17 protein-coding genes are annotated in these 18689 nt (G+C 65.0%); 8 read left to right on the top strand and 9 right to left on the bottom strand.

Annotation, left to right across the window (positions count from 1 at the left end; all coding sequences use genetic code 11):
* The first annotated feature begins 168 nt into the window (after positions 1-168).
* Positions 169-966 carry an ATP-grasp domain-containing protein gene (locus AB7G19_RS04065; protein ID WP_231143805.1) on the top strand — a complete coding sequence of 266 codons (798 nt, stop codon included), beginning with the start codon at positions 169-171 and terminating at the stop codon, positions 964-966.
* Positions 967-1154: 188 nt separating this feature from the next.
* Here the strand turns inward: AB7G19_RS04065 and AB7G19_RS04060 are convergent, their stop codons facing one another.
* Positions 1155-2075 carry an amino acid ABC transporter substrate-binding protein gene (locus AB7G19_RS04060; RefSeq protein WP_063980690.1) on the bottom strand — a complete coding sequence of 307 codons (921 nt, stop codon included), beginning with the start codon at positions 2073-2075 and terminating at the stop codon, positions 1155-1157.
* Positions 2076-2087: 12 nt separating this feature from the next.
* Positions 2088-3383, bottom strand: a complete 1296-nt coding sequence (locus AB7G19_RS04055; RefSeq protein ID WP_063980689.1) for a dicarboxylate/amino acid:cation symporter — start codon at positions 3381-3383, stop codon at positions 2088-2090.
* A gap of 210 nt (positions 3384-3593) precedes the next feature.
* On the opposite strand from AB7G19_RS04055, the gene AB7G19_RS04050 reads away from it, so the two are divergent.
* The 5 genes from AB7G19_RS04050 (at position 3594) to AB7G19_RS04030 (ending at position 8922) form a co-directional block, all read left to right on the top strand.
* Positions 3594-4595 carry an NADP-dependent oxidoreductase gene (locus AB7G19_RS04050; RefSeq protein WP_063980688.1) on the top strand — a complete coding sequence of 334 codons (1002 nt, stop codon included), beginning with the start codon at positions 3594-3596 and terminating at the stop codon, positions 4593-4595.
* Between the two features lie 236 nt (positions 4596-4831).
* Positions 4832-5641, top strand: coding sequence for a cysteine rich repeat-containing protein (locus AB7G19_RS04045; protein WP_063980687.1), 810 nt, complete (start codon positions 4832-4834; stop codon positions 5639-5641).
* Between the two features lie 127 nt (positions 5642-5768).
* Positions 5769-5984 (top strand): hypothetical protein, encoded by a 216-nt coding sequence (locus AB7G19_RS04040; protein ID WP_028148322.1) that lies wholly within the window; start codon positions 5769-5771, stop codon positions 5982-5984.
* Between the two features lie 188 nt (positions 5985-6172).
* Positions 6173-7312: an FAD-dependent monooxygenase gene (locus AB7G19_RS04035; RefSeq protein WP_063980686.1), complete on the top strand. Its 1140-nt coding sequence runs from the start codon at positions 6173-6175 to the stop codon at positions 7310-7312.
* Positions 7309-8922, top strand: a complete 1614-nt coding sequence (locus AB7G19_RS04030; protein ID WP_063980685.1) for a benzoate-CoA ligase family protein — start codon at positions 7309-7311, stop codon at positions 8920-8922. Before AB7G19_RS04035 ends, AB7G19_RS04030 begins: the two co-directional genes overlap by 4 nt.
* A 163-nt stretch (positions 8923-9085) precedes the next feature.
* Here AB7G19_RS04030 and AB7G19_RS04025 read toward each other — a convergent pair whose 3' ends face one another.
* Positions 9086-9598, bottom strand: coding sequence for a MarR family winged helix-turn-helix transcriptional regulator (locus AB7G19_RS04025; RefSeq protein ID WP_063980684.1), 513 nt, complete (start codon positions 9596-9598; stop codon positions 9086-9088).
* Positions 9588-10220, bottom strand: coding sequence for a maleylacetoacetate isomerase (gene maiA / locus AB7G19_RS04020; protein ID WP_063980683.1), 633 nt, complete (start codon positions 10218-10220; stop codon positions 9588-9590). Before maiA ends, AB7G19_RS04025 begins: the two co-directional genes overlap by 11 nt.
* A 209-nt stretch (positions 10221-10429) precedes the next feature.
* Between maiA and gtdA the strand changes: the two genes are divergently transcribed.
* The gene (gene gtdA / locus AB7G19_RS04015; protein WP_063980682.1) at positions 10430-11470 is read left to right on the top strand and encodes a gentisate 1,2-dioxygenase; all 1041 of its coding nucleotides are present in this window, start codon (positions 10430-10432) and stop codon (positions 11468-11470) included.
* 122 nt (positions 11471-11592) lie between these two features.
* Here gtdA and AB7G19_RS04010 read toward each other — a convergent pair whose 3' ends face one another.
* Genes AB7G19_RS04010 through AB7G19_RS03995 form a run of 4 tightly spaced genes read right to left on the bottom strand, consistent with a single transcriptional unit; the run spans position 11593 to position 15611 of the window.
* Positions 11593-12411 (bottom strand): ABC transporter permease, encoded by an 819-nt coding sequence (locus tag AB7G19_RS04010; RefSeq protein WP_063980681.1) that lies wholly within the window; start codon positions 12409-12411, stop codon positions 11593-11595.
* Positions 12404-13177 carry an ABC transporter ATP-binding protein gene (locus AB7G19_RS04005; protein WP_063980680.1) on the bottom strand — a complete coding sequence of 258 codons (774 nt, stop codon included), beginning with the start codon at positions 13175-13177 and terminating at the stop codon, positions 12404-12406. The genes AB7G19_RS04010 and AB7G19_RS04005 overlap by 8 nt, the downstream gene beginning before the upstream one ends.
* Positions 13178-13193: 16 nt before the next feature.
* A complete protein-coding gene (locus tag AB7G19_RS04000) occupies positions 13194-14198 on the bottom strand; it encodes an ABC transporter substrate-binding protein (protein ID WP_063980679.1) in 1005 nt (334 codons plus the stop codon).
* Positions 14199-14243: 45 nt separating this feature from the next.
* A complete protein-coding gene (locus AB7G19_RS03995) occupies positions 14244-15611 on the bottom strand; it encodes an FAD-dependent oxidoreductase (RefSeq protein WP_063980678.1) in 1368 nt (455 codons plus the stop codon).
* Positions 15612-15721: 110 nt separating this feature from the next.
* On the opposite strand from AB7G19_RS03995, the gene AB7G19_RS03990 reads away from it, so the two are divergent.
* Positions 15722-16606, top strand: coding sequence for a LysR family transcriptional regulator (locus AB7G19_RS03990; protein WP_063980677.1), 885 nt, complete (start codon positions 15722-15724; stop codon positions 16604-16606).
* 44 nt (positions 16607-16650) lie between these two features.
* On the opposite strand, the gene AB7G19_RS03985 is transcribed toward AB7G19_RS03990, so the two are convergent.
* On the bottom strand, positions 16651-18687 hold the full coding sequence (locus AB7G19_RS03985) for a methyl-accepting chemotaxis protein (RefSeq protein ID WP_231143802.1): 2037 nt from the start codon (positions 18685-18687) through the stop codon (positions 16651-16653).
* Between the last annotated feature and the right edge of the window lie 2 nt (positions 18688-18689).

Here is an 18689-nt window from a genome sequence, read left to right as displayed (position 1 = left end):
TGCCGGGCATGCGCGGCGGGCAATTTCTTTTCCCTTCAGGGCCTGATTGCAGCACTTAATTTCCGTCGCGCTCGCGAGAATTTCATTAAGAATAGCTCTGACTTTCACCCCGGTTTGGCGCCGTTTCCCGCATTTTTGCGGCTTTTGGCGACAGGAACGACTGAACACATGGCAAGCGGCGAGCGGATCTTCGTCCAGGCGATCAGGCGCTATTGCGCGACCCATGGCATCGCGCTCGATGTCCGCGCCGGCGGCTGGCTGCTCGCGATGCGCAGCCGCGCGAAGCGCCACTTCGCGTTCGGCTACGACATCGGTCTCAACAGCGCCATCGCGCACCGTCTCGCCAACGACAAATCGGCCACTGCCGAGGTGCTGGCGCTTGAGGGCGTACGATGCGTTCCCCATCGCCTCTTCCTCAACCCAAAGCTGGGCAAGAACGTTGTTGGTCCCAATTGGCGAGACGCAATGCTCGAGCTGCTTCACGACCATCCGCAAGGCGTGGTGGTGAAGCCGAACGAGGGAACATCGGGGCGCGCGGTGTTCAAGGTGACGACAGAGGCGGAACTCGACCACGCGGCCGCCGAGGTCTTTTCGATGAGCGCCGGACTCGTGATCTCGCCCTATGTCGCGATCGAGCAAGAGGTGCGCGTGATCCTGCTCGATGATGTGCCACTCGTCGTCTACAGCAAGCAGCGTGGGTCGGATTGGCGACACAACCTCGATGCCGGCGCAAAGCCGGTGCTGCTGGAGGACGACAAGGTTCGAACGGCCTGCGTGAAGCTCGCGACCGATGCCGCGAGCGCCATCGACATCGCCTTCGCATCGATTGACGTGGTCCGTGTCGATGGCGAGTGGCGGGTGCTGGAAATCAATTCCGGCGTGATGATGGAAGCGCTGGCGAAGCTGCATCCGGAGCTGGTGCAGGCGACGTACGATGCGGCGCTGGATCGGGTGTTTGGGGCATAACGTTGATCGAACTCTTGCGACAAAGTGCGCTGCGTCCCCTCTCCCCTTGTGGGAGAGGGTGGCTCGCCGCGTAGCGGCGAGACGGGTGAGGGGTCTCTCTCCTCAACGTAGATTTAACGTGCGGATAGAGCCCCCTCATCCGGCGCTTCGCGCCACCTTCTCCCACAAGGGGAGAAGGAAGTAAGCGCTCAATTATTCGCGCTCGCGGAATCGTCCATCGCCTTGAAGGCTTCCTCCAGCTGCAGGGAGATCGGCACGTTCAGGCGTTCGCCGGTGGGCAGCCGCGCGGTGAACCATTTGTTGTAGAGAGGAACGAGATCGCGATTGGAGCCGAGCTTGCGGAAGGTGCGGTCGACCACCGCCGTCAGCTGAGGCTCACCCTTCCTGAACATGATGCCGTAGGGGTCATAGGACAGGTAATCGCCGGTGACGCGGAACTTGTCCTGCGCCTTATGGCGAGCGATCAGGCCGGAGAGCAGGATGTCGTCGGTTGCAAACGCGTCGGCCTTGCCGTCGACGAGCATCTGGTAGGACTGCTCGTGATCCGGCGAGGTGACGATGTTGAGGCCGAGCGAGGACTTCTTGTCGGCCGCCTGGATCGCCTGCTCGTTGGTGGTGCCCTTCGTCACCACCACGGTCTTGCCCTTCAGGTCGGTCAACGACTGGACCTTTGATGCCTTCGGCACCATCAGCTTGGTGCCGGCGACGAACATCAAAGGCGAGAACGCGACGCGCTTGCCCCGCTCGGCATTGGCCGTGGTCGAACCGCATTCCAGGTCGATCTTGTTCTGGAGCACGGCGTCGATGCGGTCGTCCGAGGTGACCTTGACGTAGTCGATCTTCAGATCGGGATCGTCGACCTCGACGCCGATCTCCTCGACGATGGCCTCGCAGAGTTCGAGGCTGTAGCCGATCGGGCGGCCTGACTGGTCGAGGAAGGAGAACGGCGGCGAGCTCTCGCGATAGCCGAGCCGCACGGTGTGCCTGTTCTTGATGGCCGACAGCGTCGGGCTAAGCCCTTCGCTGCCGCCGGTCTGGGCGGAGGCGCCGGTTGCCAGCAGGCACGCCGCCAGCAACAGGCCACCCGATATCGCCGTTGAAAGGCGCATGATGCACTCCCGTCAATGGCCGGCCATCGCGGGCAGTTCGCCCGGAACCATGTCCGGCGTCGTCGCTTCGCCGGGTCCGAGCTCGTGCTCGGGCCCGAGCTCACCTTCCCACTTCGCGACCACGGCGGTCGCGAGCGAATTGCCGATGACATTGGTGGCGCTGCGTCCCATGTCGAGGAACGTGTCAATGCCCATGATCATCAGCAGGCCTGCCTCGGGGATGCCGAACTGCGACAGCGTCGAGGCGATCACCACGAGGGATGCGCGCGGTACGCCGGCAACGCCCTTGGAGGTGATCATCAACGTCGCGAGCATCGCCAGCTGCGTCGCGAGCGACATCTCGATGTGGTAGGTCTGCGCGATGAAGATGCTCGCGAAGGTGCAGTACATCATCGTGCCGTCGAGATTGAAGGAGTAACCGAGCGGCAGCACGAAGCTCGAGATCCGCGACGACGCGCCGAACTTGGTCAGCCCCTCCAGCGTCTTCGGATAGGCCGCTTCCGAGCTCGCGGTGGAGAACGCGATCATCAGGGGTTCGCGGATCAGCTTCAGCAGATGGCTGTATCGCGGCCCGATCACCACAAAGCCGACGATCATCAGGATGACCCACAGGATCCCAAGCGCGAGATAGAAGCCACCCATGAAGACGATGAGCTTCCACAGCACGCCGAGGCCGTTCTTGGCGACAGTGGCCGTGATGGCGGCCCATACCGCGAGCGGGGCGAACAGCATCACATAGCTCGTCACCTTGAGCATGATGTGAGCGACGTCGTCGATCATTGCCAGGATCGGCTTCGACCGTTCGGGCATCGAGCCCATCGCCACCGAGAAGAACACGGCGAAGATCACGATCTGCAGGATCTCGTTCTGCGCCATGGCGTCGGCGATCGAGGTCGGGATCAGATGGGTCAGGAATTTTTCGATCGAGAAGGCCGAGACCGGCAAGCCGGTCGATTGCCCCGCCTGCGGCAGCGTGCCGGGGAAGTTCGCGCCGGGCTGGAGCAGATTGACCATGACGAGGCCGAGCAGCAGCGACACGAAGGACGCGCTGACGAACCAGCCCATGGTCTTGGCGAAGATGCGCCCGAGCCGCGAGCCGCTGCCCATATGCGCGATGCCACCGACCAGCGTCGCAAACACCAGCGGCGCGATGATCATCTTGATCAGGCGCAGGAACATCATGGCGATCAGGTTGATGGAGGAAGCCCATTCGGCTCTGGTGTCAGGCAGGAAGTTGAAGATCGCCGCCCCCATGACGATGCCCAGCACCATCGCGGCCAGAATGTATTGCGTAAACTTGTTCGACATCGCTTACCCCCACCTACACCGGCGCTTCATGATGTCGCAGATATGACGACGACGCAACACGCTTGGCGTGCTCGCGCGATGGCCTGATGTTCCCGTTGCGAAACGGGTCGGCGCGATCTAGCCTTCATGCAGCGCACAACGAATGCGGCTTGCACGTTTTCTTTGCGGCGGCTGCATCCATAATCGTCAAGCAAACGAAGAGGAAACGCCATGAGCAGCAGCATCAATCGCCAGATTCTTCTGGTCGAAAAGCCCAGCGGCAAGCTCGGTGCCGAGCACTTCAAGATGGTCGAGGGTGCGATGCCGGAGCCGAAGGACGGCGAGGCCTTGCTGCAGGTGCGTTACATCTCGCTCGACGCCGCCAACCGCGCCTGGATGCATGGCGCGACCTATCGTTCCGCGGTCGAGGCCAACAGCGTGATGGCCGGCGGCGGCATCGCTGAGGTCGTCAGCTCGAAGGCGCCGGGGCTGGCTGCCGGCGACATCGTGTTCGGCGACACCGGCTGGCAGGAGTTTGCCGCGGTGCCGGCAAAGCATCTCACGAAAATGCCGAAGCTCGAACCGATGACGCATCTGCTCAGCGTGTTCGGCATCGCCGGCCTCACCGCCTATTTCGGCCTGCTGGAGATCGGCAAGCCCAAAGAGGGCGAGACCGTCGTGGTGTCCGCGGCGGCCGGCTCCGTCGGCTCGATCGTCGGGCAGATCGCCAAGATCAGGGGATGTCGCGTGGTCGGCATCGCCGGCGGCGCAGACAAGTGCAACTGGCTGACCTCCGAGCTCGGCTTCGATGCCGCCGTCGACTACAAGGACGGCGCGGTGTTCAAGGCCCTGCGCGCGGCGGCGCCAAAAGGCATCGACGTCTATTTCGACAATGTCGGCGGCGACATTCTGGAAGCCTGCCTGCCGCAGATGAACAATTACGGCCGCATCGCCTGCTGCGGCGCGATCTCGCAATATGACGGCGCACCTGCCGCGCACGGCCCGCGCGGCGTGCCCGGCCTGATCGTGGTGAAGCGGCTCGTCATGCAGGGCTTCATCGTGATGGACTACATGAAGGAGAGCCAGCGCGCGCTCGCCGACCTCCAGGGCTGGGTCGCATCCGGCAAGCTGAAGGTGCAGGAGGACATCATCGACGGATTGGAGAATACGCCGAAGGCGCTGATCGGATTGCTGGCGGGAGAGAACCGCGGCAAGCGCATGGTCAAGCTCTGACGCCGTATTGTTTGAGCATGATCTCCGCGCCAACGCGTTCCGCGTTTGTCGCGAGGGAAAGCCGCGGCACACTTTTCCGGATCATGCTCTGGTTACGTCGCAATTGCGCCCGTATAATCTACTTGCGGTAGAGGCCGAGGCAGCCAATGATGCTGCACGCGGCATCACCCGCAATGATTGCTTGCATTACATTTAAAAATCGTCGGCGTGACCGACAGGGCAGGGAATTTACCCAAATGTTCAACACGTTGAAACACGCGTCAACGCGTCGCGCGCTGCTGGCGGCAACGCTCTTCGCAACTGCAACAGGCGCATTCGCGCAAGCGCCGACCGAGGCTCAGAAGAGCGCCATCCGTTCCGCATGCCGCTCGGACTTCATGGCACACTGCGCGAGCGTCACGCCCGGTGGCGCGGAGGCGTATCAATGTCTCCAGAAGAACATGTCCAGCCTGTCATCGGGATGCCAGACCGCGGTTCGCGCGGTCGAGCCCGCTGCGGCGCCGAAGACTGAAGCTGCGCCCGCCAAATCTGAACCGGCAAAGACCGAAGCGGCCCCCGCCGCCGGGGCGAAGCCCGCCGCCGCAGCCGCTCCGAAAGCGGCAGCGTCAAAGCAGCCGAGCAGCACGCAGATTGCCGCGGTCAAGAGCGCGTGCCGCGCCGATTATCCCAAGGTGTGCGCCAGCGTGCCGCCGGGCGGCGCCCCCGCCCTCGAATGCCTCGAGAAGAACAAGGCCAAGGTTTCGCCGGCCTGTGAGAAGGCGGTGAGCGCCGCAACCGGTGGCGGCAGCGCTGCTGCGACAGCAGCACCTGCGGGCGCAGCTCCTGCGGCAGCAGCACCGGCGGCGGCGCCGGCCGTGATCGTTCTGCGCCCGCTACGGCCGCGCGAAGAACTGTTCATCGTGCGCTCGGCCTGCGGTGCCGACATCCGCACGCTCTGCGCCGGCGTCGCGCCGGGCGGGGGCCGCATCGTGCAATGCATCTCCAGCAATGCCGCATCACTGTCGCCCGCCTGCAAGGAAGTGCTGGCGCCATTCGCGGCGCGATAAGCGGCGCGGGATTGCGCGCCAAGCGCGCGACCACGATCGGGCGCGCGCGAATGAATTTTCGCGCGCCGGCCGCGACAAACCCTTTGCAAGTAACCGATTTCGATCACGACAAGACCGGGAGAAAGACATGCGTTCATTTCTGCTTATTGCTGCCGCGCTCCTCGCCTTCGGCGCGAGCATGACCTTTGAGTCTACCGATGCCAACGCGGTGGTGTGCGCCCGGGGCGTCTACCGCGCCGGCTGTGCCGGGCCGAATGCGGCCGTCGTGGTGCGCAAGCCGGTTCCCGCGGTCCGCTGTACCAGGGTGCTGGTGAACGGCGTCTACGTGAAGCGCTGCGTCTGACCCCGGATGGCCAAGCCCGCGCGGTTTGGTTATGGTTCGCAACGTCACTGCTTCGGACACGCGCCAGACGCGTGTCCGGGAGTAAGCTTCGGCGCGCCTCGCCTTCGATAATTCCGCTGGCGTGGAAAGCCGGAGCACATTAGTCTACCCCTAGATAGTAAGTATACTGTCAATTAGGGAGGCAGACGTTGCGGATCGCCGTGATTGGCGGGGGGCCCGGTGGGCTCTATTTCGCCTATCTCTGGAAGAAGCGTCATCCCGAGGATCAAGTCGACCTGTTCGAACAGAACCCGGCCGACGCGACCTGGGGCTTTGGCGTCGTGTTCTCCGATCAGGCCCTGGAATTCCTGCGCGCCGACGACCCCGAAACGGTCGATGCGATCGCGCCGCATATGGAGAGCTGGGAGAACATCACGCTGAACCTTCACGGCGACAGCGTCGCCATCGACGGCGTCGGCTTCTCCTCGATCGGCAGGCTGGAGCTCCTGCAGTTCCTCCAGCAGCGCGCGCTCGACGCCGGCGTCACGCCGCGCTTCGACACGCAGATCCACGCCATCGACCAGCTCAACGGCCACGACCTGATCGTCGCGGCCGACGGGCTGAATTCGCTGGTGCGGCGCGCCTATGAGGGCGATTTCGGCACGTCGCTGTCCTACTCCTCCAACAAGTTCGTCTGGTACGGGACCTCGAAACGCTTCGACACGCTGTCGCAGACCTTCGTGAAGACGGACCGCGGCGCCTTCAATGCCCATCACTATCGCTACTCCCCGACCATGAGCACCTTCCTGGTCGAATGCGACCACGCGACATGGCAGGCCTATGGCTTCGCCTACAAGGATGCCGAGCAGTGCAAGGGCGTCTGCGAGGAGGTCTTTGCCGACACGCTGGGCGGCCACTGCCTGGTCTCCAACAAGTCGGTCTGGCGCAACTTTCCCTGGGTCTGGAACGAGCACTGGTCGTTCAAGAACATGGTGCTGCTCGGCGACGCCCTGCACTCGGCGCATTTCTCCATCGGCTCGGGGACGCGGCTCGCGATCGAGGACGCCATTGCGCTGGTCAAGGCGCTGGAGTCGGATGCGCATCTGTCGACCGCGCTGCACCGTTATCAGGCCGCGCGAAAACCGGTGGTGCAGAAGCTCGTCAATGCCGCGCGCACCTCGGCCTTCTGGTACGAGCACTTCGCCCAGCACATGCAGCTCGGCCTGATGGACTTCGCCTACAGCTACATCACCCGCTCCGGCCGTATCGACGACCCCCGGCTGCGCGCGATGTCGCCCGCCTTCATGACGCGCTACGAGGCCGAGAAGAACGGCGGAGATGCCGCATGAGCAGCGAGATCCGCGACCAGGTGCCCGCTGACGGCCCGGGCGCCCGTGAAATCGGCTTTGCCATTCCGCAAACCTACAATGCCAGCCGCGTGCTGTTCGACCAGCTCGCCAAGGGCCGCGGCGACAAGCCTGCGCTGATCGGACCCGCGGGGACCCGCAGCTATTCCGAGCTTTGCGCGGAAACTTGCCGCTGGGGCAACGGTTTCGCGTCGCTTGGCCTGAAGCGCGGCGACCGCGTGCTGCTGTTCCTCGACGATACCCCGGCCTATCCGGCCGCATTCTTCGGCGCGGTGCGCGCCGGCTTCGTGCCGCTCCTGATCAACACGCTGACGCCGCCGGACCTGCTGCAATTCTATCTCGCCGATTCCGGCGCCGCGGTCGCGGTGGCGGATGCCGAATTCGCGACGCGCTTCGATGCGGAGGCCTGCGCGGCGACCTGCCTGCGCACGCTGATCGTCGTCAACGGCGAAGCGCGCGCCCACGCCGCGCCTGCTGCGATCGCGGCGCCAGGCTGGCTCGCGCAGTTCCCGGCCGAGCTCGCGGAAGCGGACACCCATCGCGACGAGATGGCGTTCTGGATGTACTCCTCCGGCTCGACCGGCCGGCCCAAGGGCATCGTGCATCTCCAGCACGACATGGCCTACAGCGATGCCGCCTTTGCGCAGAACGTGCTGAAGCTGACGCCCGGCGACATCTGCTTCTCGGTGCCGAAGATCTTCTTCGCCTACGGTTTCGGCAACTCCGTCACCTTCCCGTTCTCCGCGGGTGCCGCGACGCTGCTGCTGCCGGGCCAGCCGAAGCCTGCATCGATCTTTGCCGCGATCGAGCAATACAAGCCGACGGTCTTCTTCGGCCTGCCGACGCTGTACACCTCACTGACCAAGGCGGAGGGGGCAGACAAGACCAACTTCTCGTCGCTGCGCATGTCGCTTTCGGCGGCCGAGGTCCTGTCTGCGGACGTCTTCAACGGCTGGAAGACGCTCACCGGCCTCGAAATCGTCGAAGGCCTCGGCTCGACCGAGGTGCTGCACATCTACCTCTCCAACCGCCCCGAACAGAAGAAGCTCGGCGCCGCCGGCCTGCGCGTGCCAGGCTACGAGGTCGCACTGCGCGACAAGGACGGCCGCGACGTCGCCGACGACGAGGAAGGCATCTTGTGGGTGCGCGGCGGTTCCAACACGCCGCTGTACTGGAACCGGCCGGACAAATCCGCCGAGACCATCCGCGAGGGCGGCTGGATCTACACCGGCGACCGTTTCGTGCGCGATGCCGACGGCTTCCACTTCTTCCGCGGCCGTGCCGACGACCTCATCAAGATCTCAGGCCAGTGGGTCTACCCGCTCGAAGTCGAGCTGTGCCTCGCCGACCACCCCGACATCCGCGAATGCGCCGTGTTCGCCGCCGAGCTGCCGGACCGGCGCATGACGCTGAAGGCGGTCGTGGTGATGAACAACCGCGCGACCGATCAGAATGAGGCGACGCGGCGGCTGCAGGATTACGTCAAGGGCAAGCTGCTTCCCTACAAGTATCCGCGCGAGGTGATCTTCATCGACGAGCTGCCGAAGACGGGGACTGGGAAGATTGACCGGCAGGCGTTGTTGCGGATGTAGCAATCCCAAACTCGCTGTCATCGCCCGCGAAAGCGGGCGATCCAGTATTCCGAGGCGGTTGTGATTGAACCGAGAAGCCGCGGCGTACTGGATTCCCCGCTTTCGCGGGGAATGACAGCGGAGATAAAGGCGACAGCGTCACCGCATCCGCCGACCATCCCGCTCACCCCGCCTTCCCCATATGCTCCAGCGCGTCCTCCGCGCGCAGCGGCACGCGCGAGGCCTCGTTGTTGAGGTCGACGAGCTGCACCAAAAGCCCCATCAGCGCCTTGCGGTCGGCGGGTTTCAGCGGCTCCAGCATCCGCGCCTGGGCGCGCTCGACGGCGGGGATGATCTCGCGCAGGATCGCGGCGCCCGATTTCGTCAGATAGAGCAGCTTGATCCGCTTGTCTTCGGGTGCCGGCTTGCGTTCGATAAAATCCTTGGCCTGCAGCCGCTCGATCACGCTGCCGAGGGTGGAGCGGTCGAAGGCGATCACCGCCGACAGCCGTGTCGCGTCGATGCCGGGGTGGGTGTGAATCGCGATCAGCGCCGCATATTGCACCGGCGTGAGATCGAACGCCTTGCACTCCTCCATGAAGATCGAGACTGCGATCTGCTGCATGCGCCGGAACAGATAGCCCGGCGCGGCATAGACCGCGTCGATCGTGATCGGAGGGGCGGGCTTACTCGGCATCGGGCTGCTTCTCCGGCGCGGCGTTTGCGAAGGCCGGCAGCGCCTTTGCCGCAGCCTCCGCCTTCAGCAGCCGCGGATAGGTCGACACATCGACGCCGAAGCGGCGGGCATTGGCGAGCTGCGGCACCAGGCAGAGATCGGCGAGCGTCGGCGCATCGCCGAAGCAGAACGGCCCCGGCTCGTCCCTGATCAGCGTCTCGCAGGCCGACAGCCCCTCGCGGTTGACCCACGCCGCCCAGTCCTGGACCTTCTCCTCGGCGAGCCCAAGCTCGCGCAGCCGCGCCAGCACCTTCAAATTCTGCACCGGGTGGGTGTCGCAGGCGATCGCCAGCGCGAACGCCCTCACCTTCGCGCGCCGCAGCGGATCCTTCGGCAGCAGCGGCGGATTGGGATGCGTCTCGTCGAGCCATTCGATGATGGCGACCGATTGGGTCAGCACCGCTCCCGCATCGTTCTCCAGCGTCGGCACCAGCCCTTGCGGATTGATGGCGAGATAGGCGGGCGCACATTGCTCGCCCTTGCGAAGATGATGCGGCAGGTGCTGGGCGCCGAGGCCCTTGAGGTTCAGCGCGATCCGCACCCGATAGGCGGCGCTGGAGCGGAAATAGCCGTGCAGCTTCATCGGAACCCTCCCTGTATTTTGTTCGTCATTCCGGGGCGACGCGTTAGCGTCGAGCCCGGAATCCATAACCACGATCGGGAGTATGGATTCAGGCCTCGCGCCTTTCGGCGCGCCCCGGAATGACAGCGGCTTTGTAGGCCGTTCGTCACGTTGACGCTACCTAGATCGTCAGTATACTGTCAATCAACAAAACGAACGGGAGCCGCACCATGGAAGCCGTGACCAAGACGCCGGAACGCGAGGCCTTCTACAAGAAGATTGACGGCGAAAACCTCACCGCGCTGTGGACGGTGATGAGCGATTTGATCACGCCGGAGCCGAGGAGCGCCTGCCGGCCGCATCTGTGGAAATTCGACGTCATCCGCGACTACATGACGGAAGCAGGCCGACTGATCACGGCCAAGGAAGCCGAGCGGCGCGTGCTGGTGCTGGAGAACCCCGGCCTGCGCGGCCAGTCGAAAATCACGACCTCGCTCTATGCCGGCGTGCAGATGGTGGTGCCCGGCGACGTCGCGCCCGCACACCGCCACAGCCAGTCGGCGCTGCGCTTCGTGCTCGAAGGCAAGGGCGCTCACACCGCGGTCGACGGCGAGCGCACCGCGATGGAGCCCGGCGATTTCATCATCACGCCGTCGATGACCTGGCACGATCATTCCAACGAGACCGACCAGCCGATGTTCTGGCTCGACGGCCTCGACATCCCGCTGGTGCAGTTCTTCGACTGCTCCTTTGCGGAAGGTTCCAAGGACGACCAGCAGAGGATCACAAAGCCCGCCGGCGACAGCTTTGCGCGCTACGGCCACAATCTGCTACCGGTCGACGTGAAGCGATCGTCCAAGACCTCTCCGATCTTCAGCTATCCCTATGCCTACACCCGCGAGGCGCTGGAGAAGGCACGCGCGAGCCAGGAGTGGGACGCCTGCCACGGATTGAAGCTGAAATTCAGCAATCCCGAGACCGGCGATTTCGCAATGCCGACCATCGGCACCTTCATCCAGTTGCTGCCGAAGGGTTTCAAGACCGCACGCTACCGCGCGACCGATGCGACGGTGTTCTGTCCGATCGAGGGCAAAGGACGCAGCCGGATTGGCGATGCCGTTTTCGAATGGGGCCCGCGCGATCTGTTCGTGGTGCCGAGCTGGCAGTGGGTGACGCACGAAGCCGAAGACGACGCCGTGCTGTTCAGCTTCTCGGATCGCCCGGTGCAGCAGAAGCTGGATCTGTTTCGGGAAGATCGCGGGAATGCGTGAGCCGCCGGTTTCGTAGGGTGGGCAAAGGCGCCCTTGCGCCGTGCCCACCACACTTCAGCGACTGATGAAGAGATGGTGGGTACGCTTACGCTTTGCCCACCCTGCAGTCGCGCGGGTTGCGGCTACCGCCAGTGCAGCAACCGCGTCTCCAGCCAGCCGATCACCTTCCCCACCACAAGCCCGAACACCGACAGGATCACCACGCCCGCGAGCAGCTGGTCCGTCTGCATCAGATTGCCGGCCTGAAGCACGAAGGCGCCGATGCCATACTGGGCGCCGATCATCTCGGCACTGACGACGAGCAGCAGTGCGACAGACGCGGTGATGCGGAAGCCGGCGAGGATGGCGGGCAGCGCGCCGGGCCAGATCACCTTGCGCACGATGGTGGCGAAGGGAACGTTGAAACTCTGCGCCATGCGGATGAGGTTGCGCGGCACCGCATCGACGCCGCTATAGACCGAGATTGCGGTCGAGAAGAACACGCCGAGCGCAATGGTCGCGATCTTCGGCTCTTCGCCGATGCCGAGCCAGAGAATGAGCAATGGCAGAAGTGCGATCTTCGGGATCGGGAACAGCGCCGAGATGAAGGTGATGCCGACGCTGCGCGCAAGCCGCGACAGGCCGATGGCGAAGCCGACCGCGACGCCGGCCGCCGTTCCCAGCACCCAGCCGACGCCGATGCGCAGGATCGAGGCCGACAGATGCTGCCACAGCGCGCCTGACATCGCGAGCTCGTAGATCGCGCGCGCGATCGCAGCCGGCGCCGGCAGGAACAGCGGATTGACGAGCCCGGCGCTGCCGGCCGCCTGCCAGATCGCGATGACGAGGGCGAGCGCGATCCAGCCGCCGAAGCGGCTGCTGGCGGGCACGAAGCCGGCGCCGCGAAAACGGACGCGCCGCGTCGTGTCGTCCTTCGCAGACGTCCCCGCGCGATCAAGCATGCTGGACCTCGCGCTCGGCGTCGATCGCCTCGTTGCGGATCAGCGACCAGATCTGGTTCTGAAGCGCCAGCAGCTTTTCACGCGCAGCGATCTCGCCGCGCTCGGTGCGCGTCATCGGTACGGCCACGACTTCGCGAATACGGCCCGGCCGCCGCGACAGCACCACGATGCGGTCGGCGAGCCGTGCGGCTTCCTCGAGATTGTGGGTGACATAGACTGCGCCCATGCCGCCATCGGCGAGCAGGCGGACGAAGTCTTCCATCAAAAGTTCGCGGGTCTGCGAATCCAGCGCCGACAGCGGCTCGTCCATCAGCAGGATGGCGGGCTTGACCGCAAGCGCGCGCGAAATGCCGACGCGCTGGCGCATGCCGCCGGAAAGCTGCTTCGGATAGGTTGTGCGAAAATCGGTCAAGCCGGTGCGGCGCAGGGCATCGTCGACCAGCGCGCGGCGCTGCACGGCCGAGAGCTGGGTATGCAGCAGCGGGAATTCGACATTCTCCTCCACCGTCGCCCAGGGCAGCAGCGCGAAATCCTGGAACACGAAGGTCAGCGGATTGAGACTGTCCGCCGGCGGCGATCCGCGCAGCTCGGGCGCGCCCGACGATGGCTGCAACAGTCCGCCGAGAATCGACAGCAGCGTGCTTTTGCCACATCCCGAAGGCCCGACGATCGCCACCACCTCGCCGGCACCGACGGTGAAGGAAACGTCGTCGAGCACGGCGAGGTCACCGAAGCGATGGCTGATGTGGTTGGCGATCAGGTCCATAAGCTGCGTTCTACTCTCAATCCGCCTTCACAAAATCCTTGGCAATGATCGTGTTCACATCAAAGCCCTTGTCCGCGAATCCCTGCTCTTGGAGCCATTTGATCTGGTTGTCGACGTTCTTGACGTCCAGCTTGCCGTCGGGATCGATATAGGCGCAATTGCCGACCACCTGCTCGACCGGCAAATTGGTGTATTTGGCGATGATCTCCAGCAGCGGCCTGGTCTTGTCGTTGATGGGGGCGACGCCGTCCTTCATGGCTGCGAGGATGACGTCGTGATATTCGCGGTCGGCTTTCGCGAGCACGCCGAGAAATTTCGTCACCAGCACCTTGTTGGTCAGCGTCTTCGGCGAAGCGAACACTGCGCCGAGCTGCCACGGCGTCTCGTCGCCGACCCATCCCAAAAACTTCGCGCCGCCTTCGTCCATCAGCTTTCGCGCGGTGGAGATCGGCAGCAGCGCCGCATCGACCGTCTCGCCCTTCAAGGCGGCGGCCGCGTTCGACAGCGATTGCAGCGGCACGATCTTCACGTCGGCGAGCTTGAAACCGTATTTGTCGGCGAGCAGCCCCAGCGAATAGTGGAAGGACGAGCCAACCTGCGTCACGGCTACGCGCTTGCCCGCGAGGTCCTTCGGCGTCTTCAGCCCGGCGGCATAGGCGTTGTTGCTGGCGAAATAGCCGATCAGGGGATAACCGGCCTTCTCTCGGCTCATGCCGCCGATCACTTTCAGCGTGCCCTTGCCGGCGAGATTGTAGAGACCGGCGGTGAATGCGGTGACGCCGAAATCGACGTCGCCCGATGTGGTCGCCACCGCGATCGGCTGCGCCGCATCGAAGAACTTCAGCTCGACGTCGAGACCGGCCTCGCGGAAATAGCCCTTGTCCTGCGCAATGAAGACGGGCGCGGACGACGACAGGCGGAGCACGCCGACCCTGGCCTTCAGCGCGTCTTCGGCCCGGGCCGTGCCCATCGCTGTGATCGCCATCAGGCCAGCCAGTGCGAGCCGCGCAATCCCGATCATTCCGTCTCCTCCGTCGTCGTTCTCTCGGTCGTAATGTTACAACCGTCACAAACCTTCAGGCACGGGCTGGTCCCGCCCGATGAAGGCGCCCTGTTGTTTCAACGTTTCCTGTAATTTTTCAATGGGGATATCGCGCGGGATGCGGTTTCCTGAGAGCGCGAGCGCCGCGGCGGAACCGGCGGCCTCCCCCATCACGAAACAGGCACCGGACACCCGCGCCGCCGACTGGCCCTCATGGGTCATCGAGGCGCAGCGGCCGGCGACGAGGAGATTGTCGACGCCCTCGGGCACCAGCATCCGGTAAGGCAGCTCGTTATAGCCGCGCGATTCCGGGATTGGCGGGAACGTGAAGACGACGTCGCCGGGAACATGGGCCTCGATCGGCCAGCCATTGACGCCGATGGAATCCGCGAACGAGGCGCAGCCGAGCACATCCTCGCCGCTGAGCTGGTAGCCGCCCTTGATGCGGCGGGTCTCGCGGATACCGAGCTGCGGCGGCAAATCGACGATGTAGGACTTTTCGAAGCCCGGCACGGTGCTGCGCAGGAACTCGAATGCGGCCAGCGCCTGCTTGCGGCCCTCGATCTCGCCGCGGGTGAGGTCGTCGGGCTCGATGCCGTTGATGGCATGGCCGTCCTCACGCGCCACTTGGGTGAAATTCACCCGCCATTCGATGCCTGATTTCTGCGGCCGCACGATTGCGCTCTTGCGCGGGAATGTGTGGGTGCCGGCGGCGATCGCCTTCTCCATCAATTGCGGGATGGTGCGCCAGGCATCGCCAGCCTTCTCGGGATCGATGCCGTTGAGGCGGAGCATCATCGAGGGGTACATCGGATGGCCGTGCTCGTCACCGAGCTCGAAGGGCGCCCCGGCCCAGACCGCGAGGTCGCCGTCGCCGGAGCAGTCGATAAAGATCTCGGCGCGGACGGCCTGCCGTCCGGCCTTGGTCTCGACCATCAGCGCATCGATGCGGCAGTTGTCGCCCATCACGACGCCGGCACCGAGCGCATGGAAGAGGATGTGCACCTTGTGGCTGGCGAGCAGCTCGTCGGCCGCGATCTTGTAGGCCGCGGTGTCATAGGCCTGGGCGAAGACCTTGCCGAGGATCAGGTGCGGTGCGTTGAGGCCGTTCAAATGATCGATCCGCGCCAGCAGATCGGACGCCATGCCCTGTACCAGCCGGTGGGCCTGGCCGTAGACATTGCCATGCAGGCCGCAGAAATTGGTGACGCCGGCAGCCGTGCCCATGCCGCCGAGGAAGCCGTAGCGCTCGATCAGCAGCGTCTTTCGTCCCGCGCGCGCCGCTGACGCCGCCGCCACGATGCCGGCGGGTCCGCCGCCGAGAACGACGACTTCATATTCGCCGTAGAGCGGCACCTGGCGTGCCGGTTCTTCGATCATCATGGCCCGCATGCGCGTCCGCTCCCAAAATCTCTTGCTTGAAGCCGACTATGAATTAACGCAGGGCGAGCTACAATCCACCAAAATACGCGATCAGCTTTCTCGAATCGAGAAAGGTCGACATGGACATCCTGGTGAACCTTCAGGCCTTCCTCGCCACCGCGGATACGGCCGGATTCTCCGCCGCCGCGCGCAAGCTCAATGTCTCGACCTCGGTCGTGGCCAAGCGCGTCACGCAACTGGAGGCGCGGATCGGCGCGCCGCTGTTCCATCGCTCGACCCGGCAATTACGCCTGACGGAAGCCGGCCAGCGCTATGTGCATCGCGCCCGCAGTGTCGTCGCCGATGCCACCGACCTGCTCTCGCGGATGGGCGAGAAGGGACACGATCTCGTCGATCACCTCCGCATCAAGGCGCCGACCTCGCTCACCGTGGCGCGCCTTGCCGACGCCTTCAGCGCCTTCCAGACGCAGAACCCGCGATTGAAACTCGAGATCGTGCTGATCGACCGCCCGGTCGATCCCGTCACCGAAGGCTTTGACATCGCCATCGGCGCCTTCCCTCATTCCTTCGGCGGTGTGGTCGACGAGCCGCTGTGTCCGCTGAAGCGGCTGCTCTGCGCCTCACCGGCCTATTTGAAGAAGCACGGCGCGCCAAAGCACCCGCGCGACCTTGTCGACCATCGCTGCCTCAGCTTCCTGCCGACGGGACCGGAGTGGATCTTCGACGGCCCGCGCGGGCGCATCAGCATCCAGGTCAGCCCGCTGCTCTCCTCCAACGAGGGCCATGTGCTGGCGCGCAGCGCGATCGCCGGCAACGGCATCGCGCTGATCTCCCATTATCTCGTGGCGGATGCCCTGCGCGACGGTACGCTCAAGCCGGTGCTGCGCGACTTTCCAATTCCCGAGCTGTGGGTCAAGGCCGCGATCCCCGAGCGGCGGCGCAACGCCGCCGCGGTGCAGGCGCTCTTGCGCGAATTGAAGAGCGCGCTGCTACCGGTGCTGTAAGGCCGCCTCGTTCGCCCCCGTGGCGTCCCCGGTTTTCCCGGGGTTCAGGCCGCCGAGCGGATGGTGTGGAGGAAATCGTCGACGTTCGACCTCATCGAATCCGCCTGCTGCTTCAGGGCGGCTGCGACCGTCAGGGCGGCTTCGGCGCCGGCGTCGGTCTCGCCTGCCACGGCGCGCACCTGCCCGATTTCCTGCGTCACCGCCGAGGTGCCGTTGGCCGCCTCTTCGACGTTGCGCGCGATTTCGCCCGTGGCCGCGCCCTGCTCTTCGACGGCCGCGGCAATCGCCGTGGCGATGTCGGCCATTTCCTTGACGGTGGAGCCGAACTGCCTGATCGCCTGAACCGATTGGCCGGTCGCACTCTGGATCGTCGCGATCTGGCTGGCGATCTGCTCGGTCGCCTGCGCCGTTTGGGTGGCGAGACTCTTGACCTCGCTGGCGACGATCGCGAAGCCCCGGCCGGCGTCGCCGGCGCGCGCCGCTTCGATGGTCGCGTTCAGCGCCAGCAAATTGGTCTGGCTGGCGATGGCCTGAATCAGCTGAATGATGGTGCCGATCTTCTCAGCCGCATCCGACAGCCCATGCATCAATTCTGAGGTGCGGTTGGTCTCGTCGGTCGCCCTGTTCGAGACCGCGACGGAGCGGTGCACCTGGCTCGAGATTTCACGGATCGAGGCCGCGAGTTGCTGGGTGGCGGAGGCGACGGTCTGCACATTCATCGATGCCTGCTCGGCGCGGGTCGCGACCGCTTCGGCGAGCCCGCGTCCGCGTTCGGCGACCTTTGCCAACTCCTCGGCGCTGCGCCCCATGTCGTCGGCACGGCCGCCGACACCGGAAATGACTCCCTGCATGCCCTGCTCGAAGCGGCCGGCAAGATCCGACATCATGCGGGCGCGGTCAGCCTCGCTGGCTTCGCGCTGTGCCGTCGCCTCGCCTTCCATGCGGCGAACCGCCAGCGCGTTTTCGCGGAACACCTCGACGGCGCGCGCCATGCGGCCGATTTCGTCGCGCGAGTCGCCGCCGGGGATCGGCTCATCGAGCTCGCCCGCCGCCAGCGATTGCATCCGGTCGGTCATGCTGCGAATCGGACCGGACACGCTGGCGCCGATCAACCACGCCAGCACCGCTCCCAGCAGCAGCGCGCCGGTCGCGGTCGCGATGACGGTCTGCTTGGTCTGATCGACCGCTGCCGCGGTCTTGTCGCCCTGCTCGGCGCGCACAGTGCCGAGCTTCGCGTTGATCTTGTTGACGTGGTCGTCGATGGCCGCACTGGCCTTCTTCAATTCGGCCTGCCTGGCGCGCAGATCGGCGGCCACCTTGATGACCTCGTCCAGCGCGGCCGCGTCGGCAGTGATCGCGGTCTTGAGCGCGGCGACCAGCGCCTTCAGTTTGGCGTCGTTCGCCCCCGCCAGCTCAGCCTCGGTGTCCGCGATCGCCAGCTGGGCGTAGGACAAGGCCTGCTTGGCGTCGTCGGCATCGCCCGTCGACAAAGTGGAGCCATAGCGCATCACGGTGATCCGCAGTGCGTCAACGACGCCGGCCAGACGCATCGGGTTGACCAGCCGTTCCGCGTCTTCGGACCGGTTGGCGAGCGCAACCTGAATGCCGCTGACATTGAGGCCGGCGGCTGCACCCTGGGCGTCGGTTTTCGTGGTCGCGGCGCGCAGCCGATCCGCCGCCTCCGCTGCCGCGGTGAACGACGAGCGATAGGTTTCCAGCGCGGTCTTGACCGGGCCGATGCCTTCCGCGATCGCTTGCAGCTTGCCGAACTGCCGGTCGACCTGATCGGCCAGTTTGCCGACGCCGTCGATCGCCTTGGCCGCGGCATCCTTGTCGCCGACATTCCAGGTTCGGATGAATTTCTCGACCGCCGAGTTCGCCTCCAGAAGCGCGGCCCGCGCCTGTGACATGCCGGCGTCGCCGGCAGCGCTGGTCACGAGCTCATTGACCGTTCCGCCGATCCGCTCGACCTGGACCATGGCGAAGCCCCCGAGCAGGACCAGAAAGCTGAGAACCAGCGCGAAGCCGCCGAACACGCGCGGACGAACGCCGACGCGGGACATCATGTGCGATAATTTCATGG

This window comes from Bradyrhizobium sp. 215_C5_N1_1 (genome assembly GCF_052075935.1).
In the GTDB taxonomy this organism is placed as follows: Bacteria; Pseudomonadota; Alphaproteobacteria; order Rhizobiales; family Xanthobacteraceae; genus Bradyrhizobium; species Bradyrhizobium barranii.
Note: the sequence above shows the minus strand (reverse complement) of the source record. Positions and strands in the feature narration are given on the sequence as shown.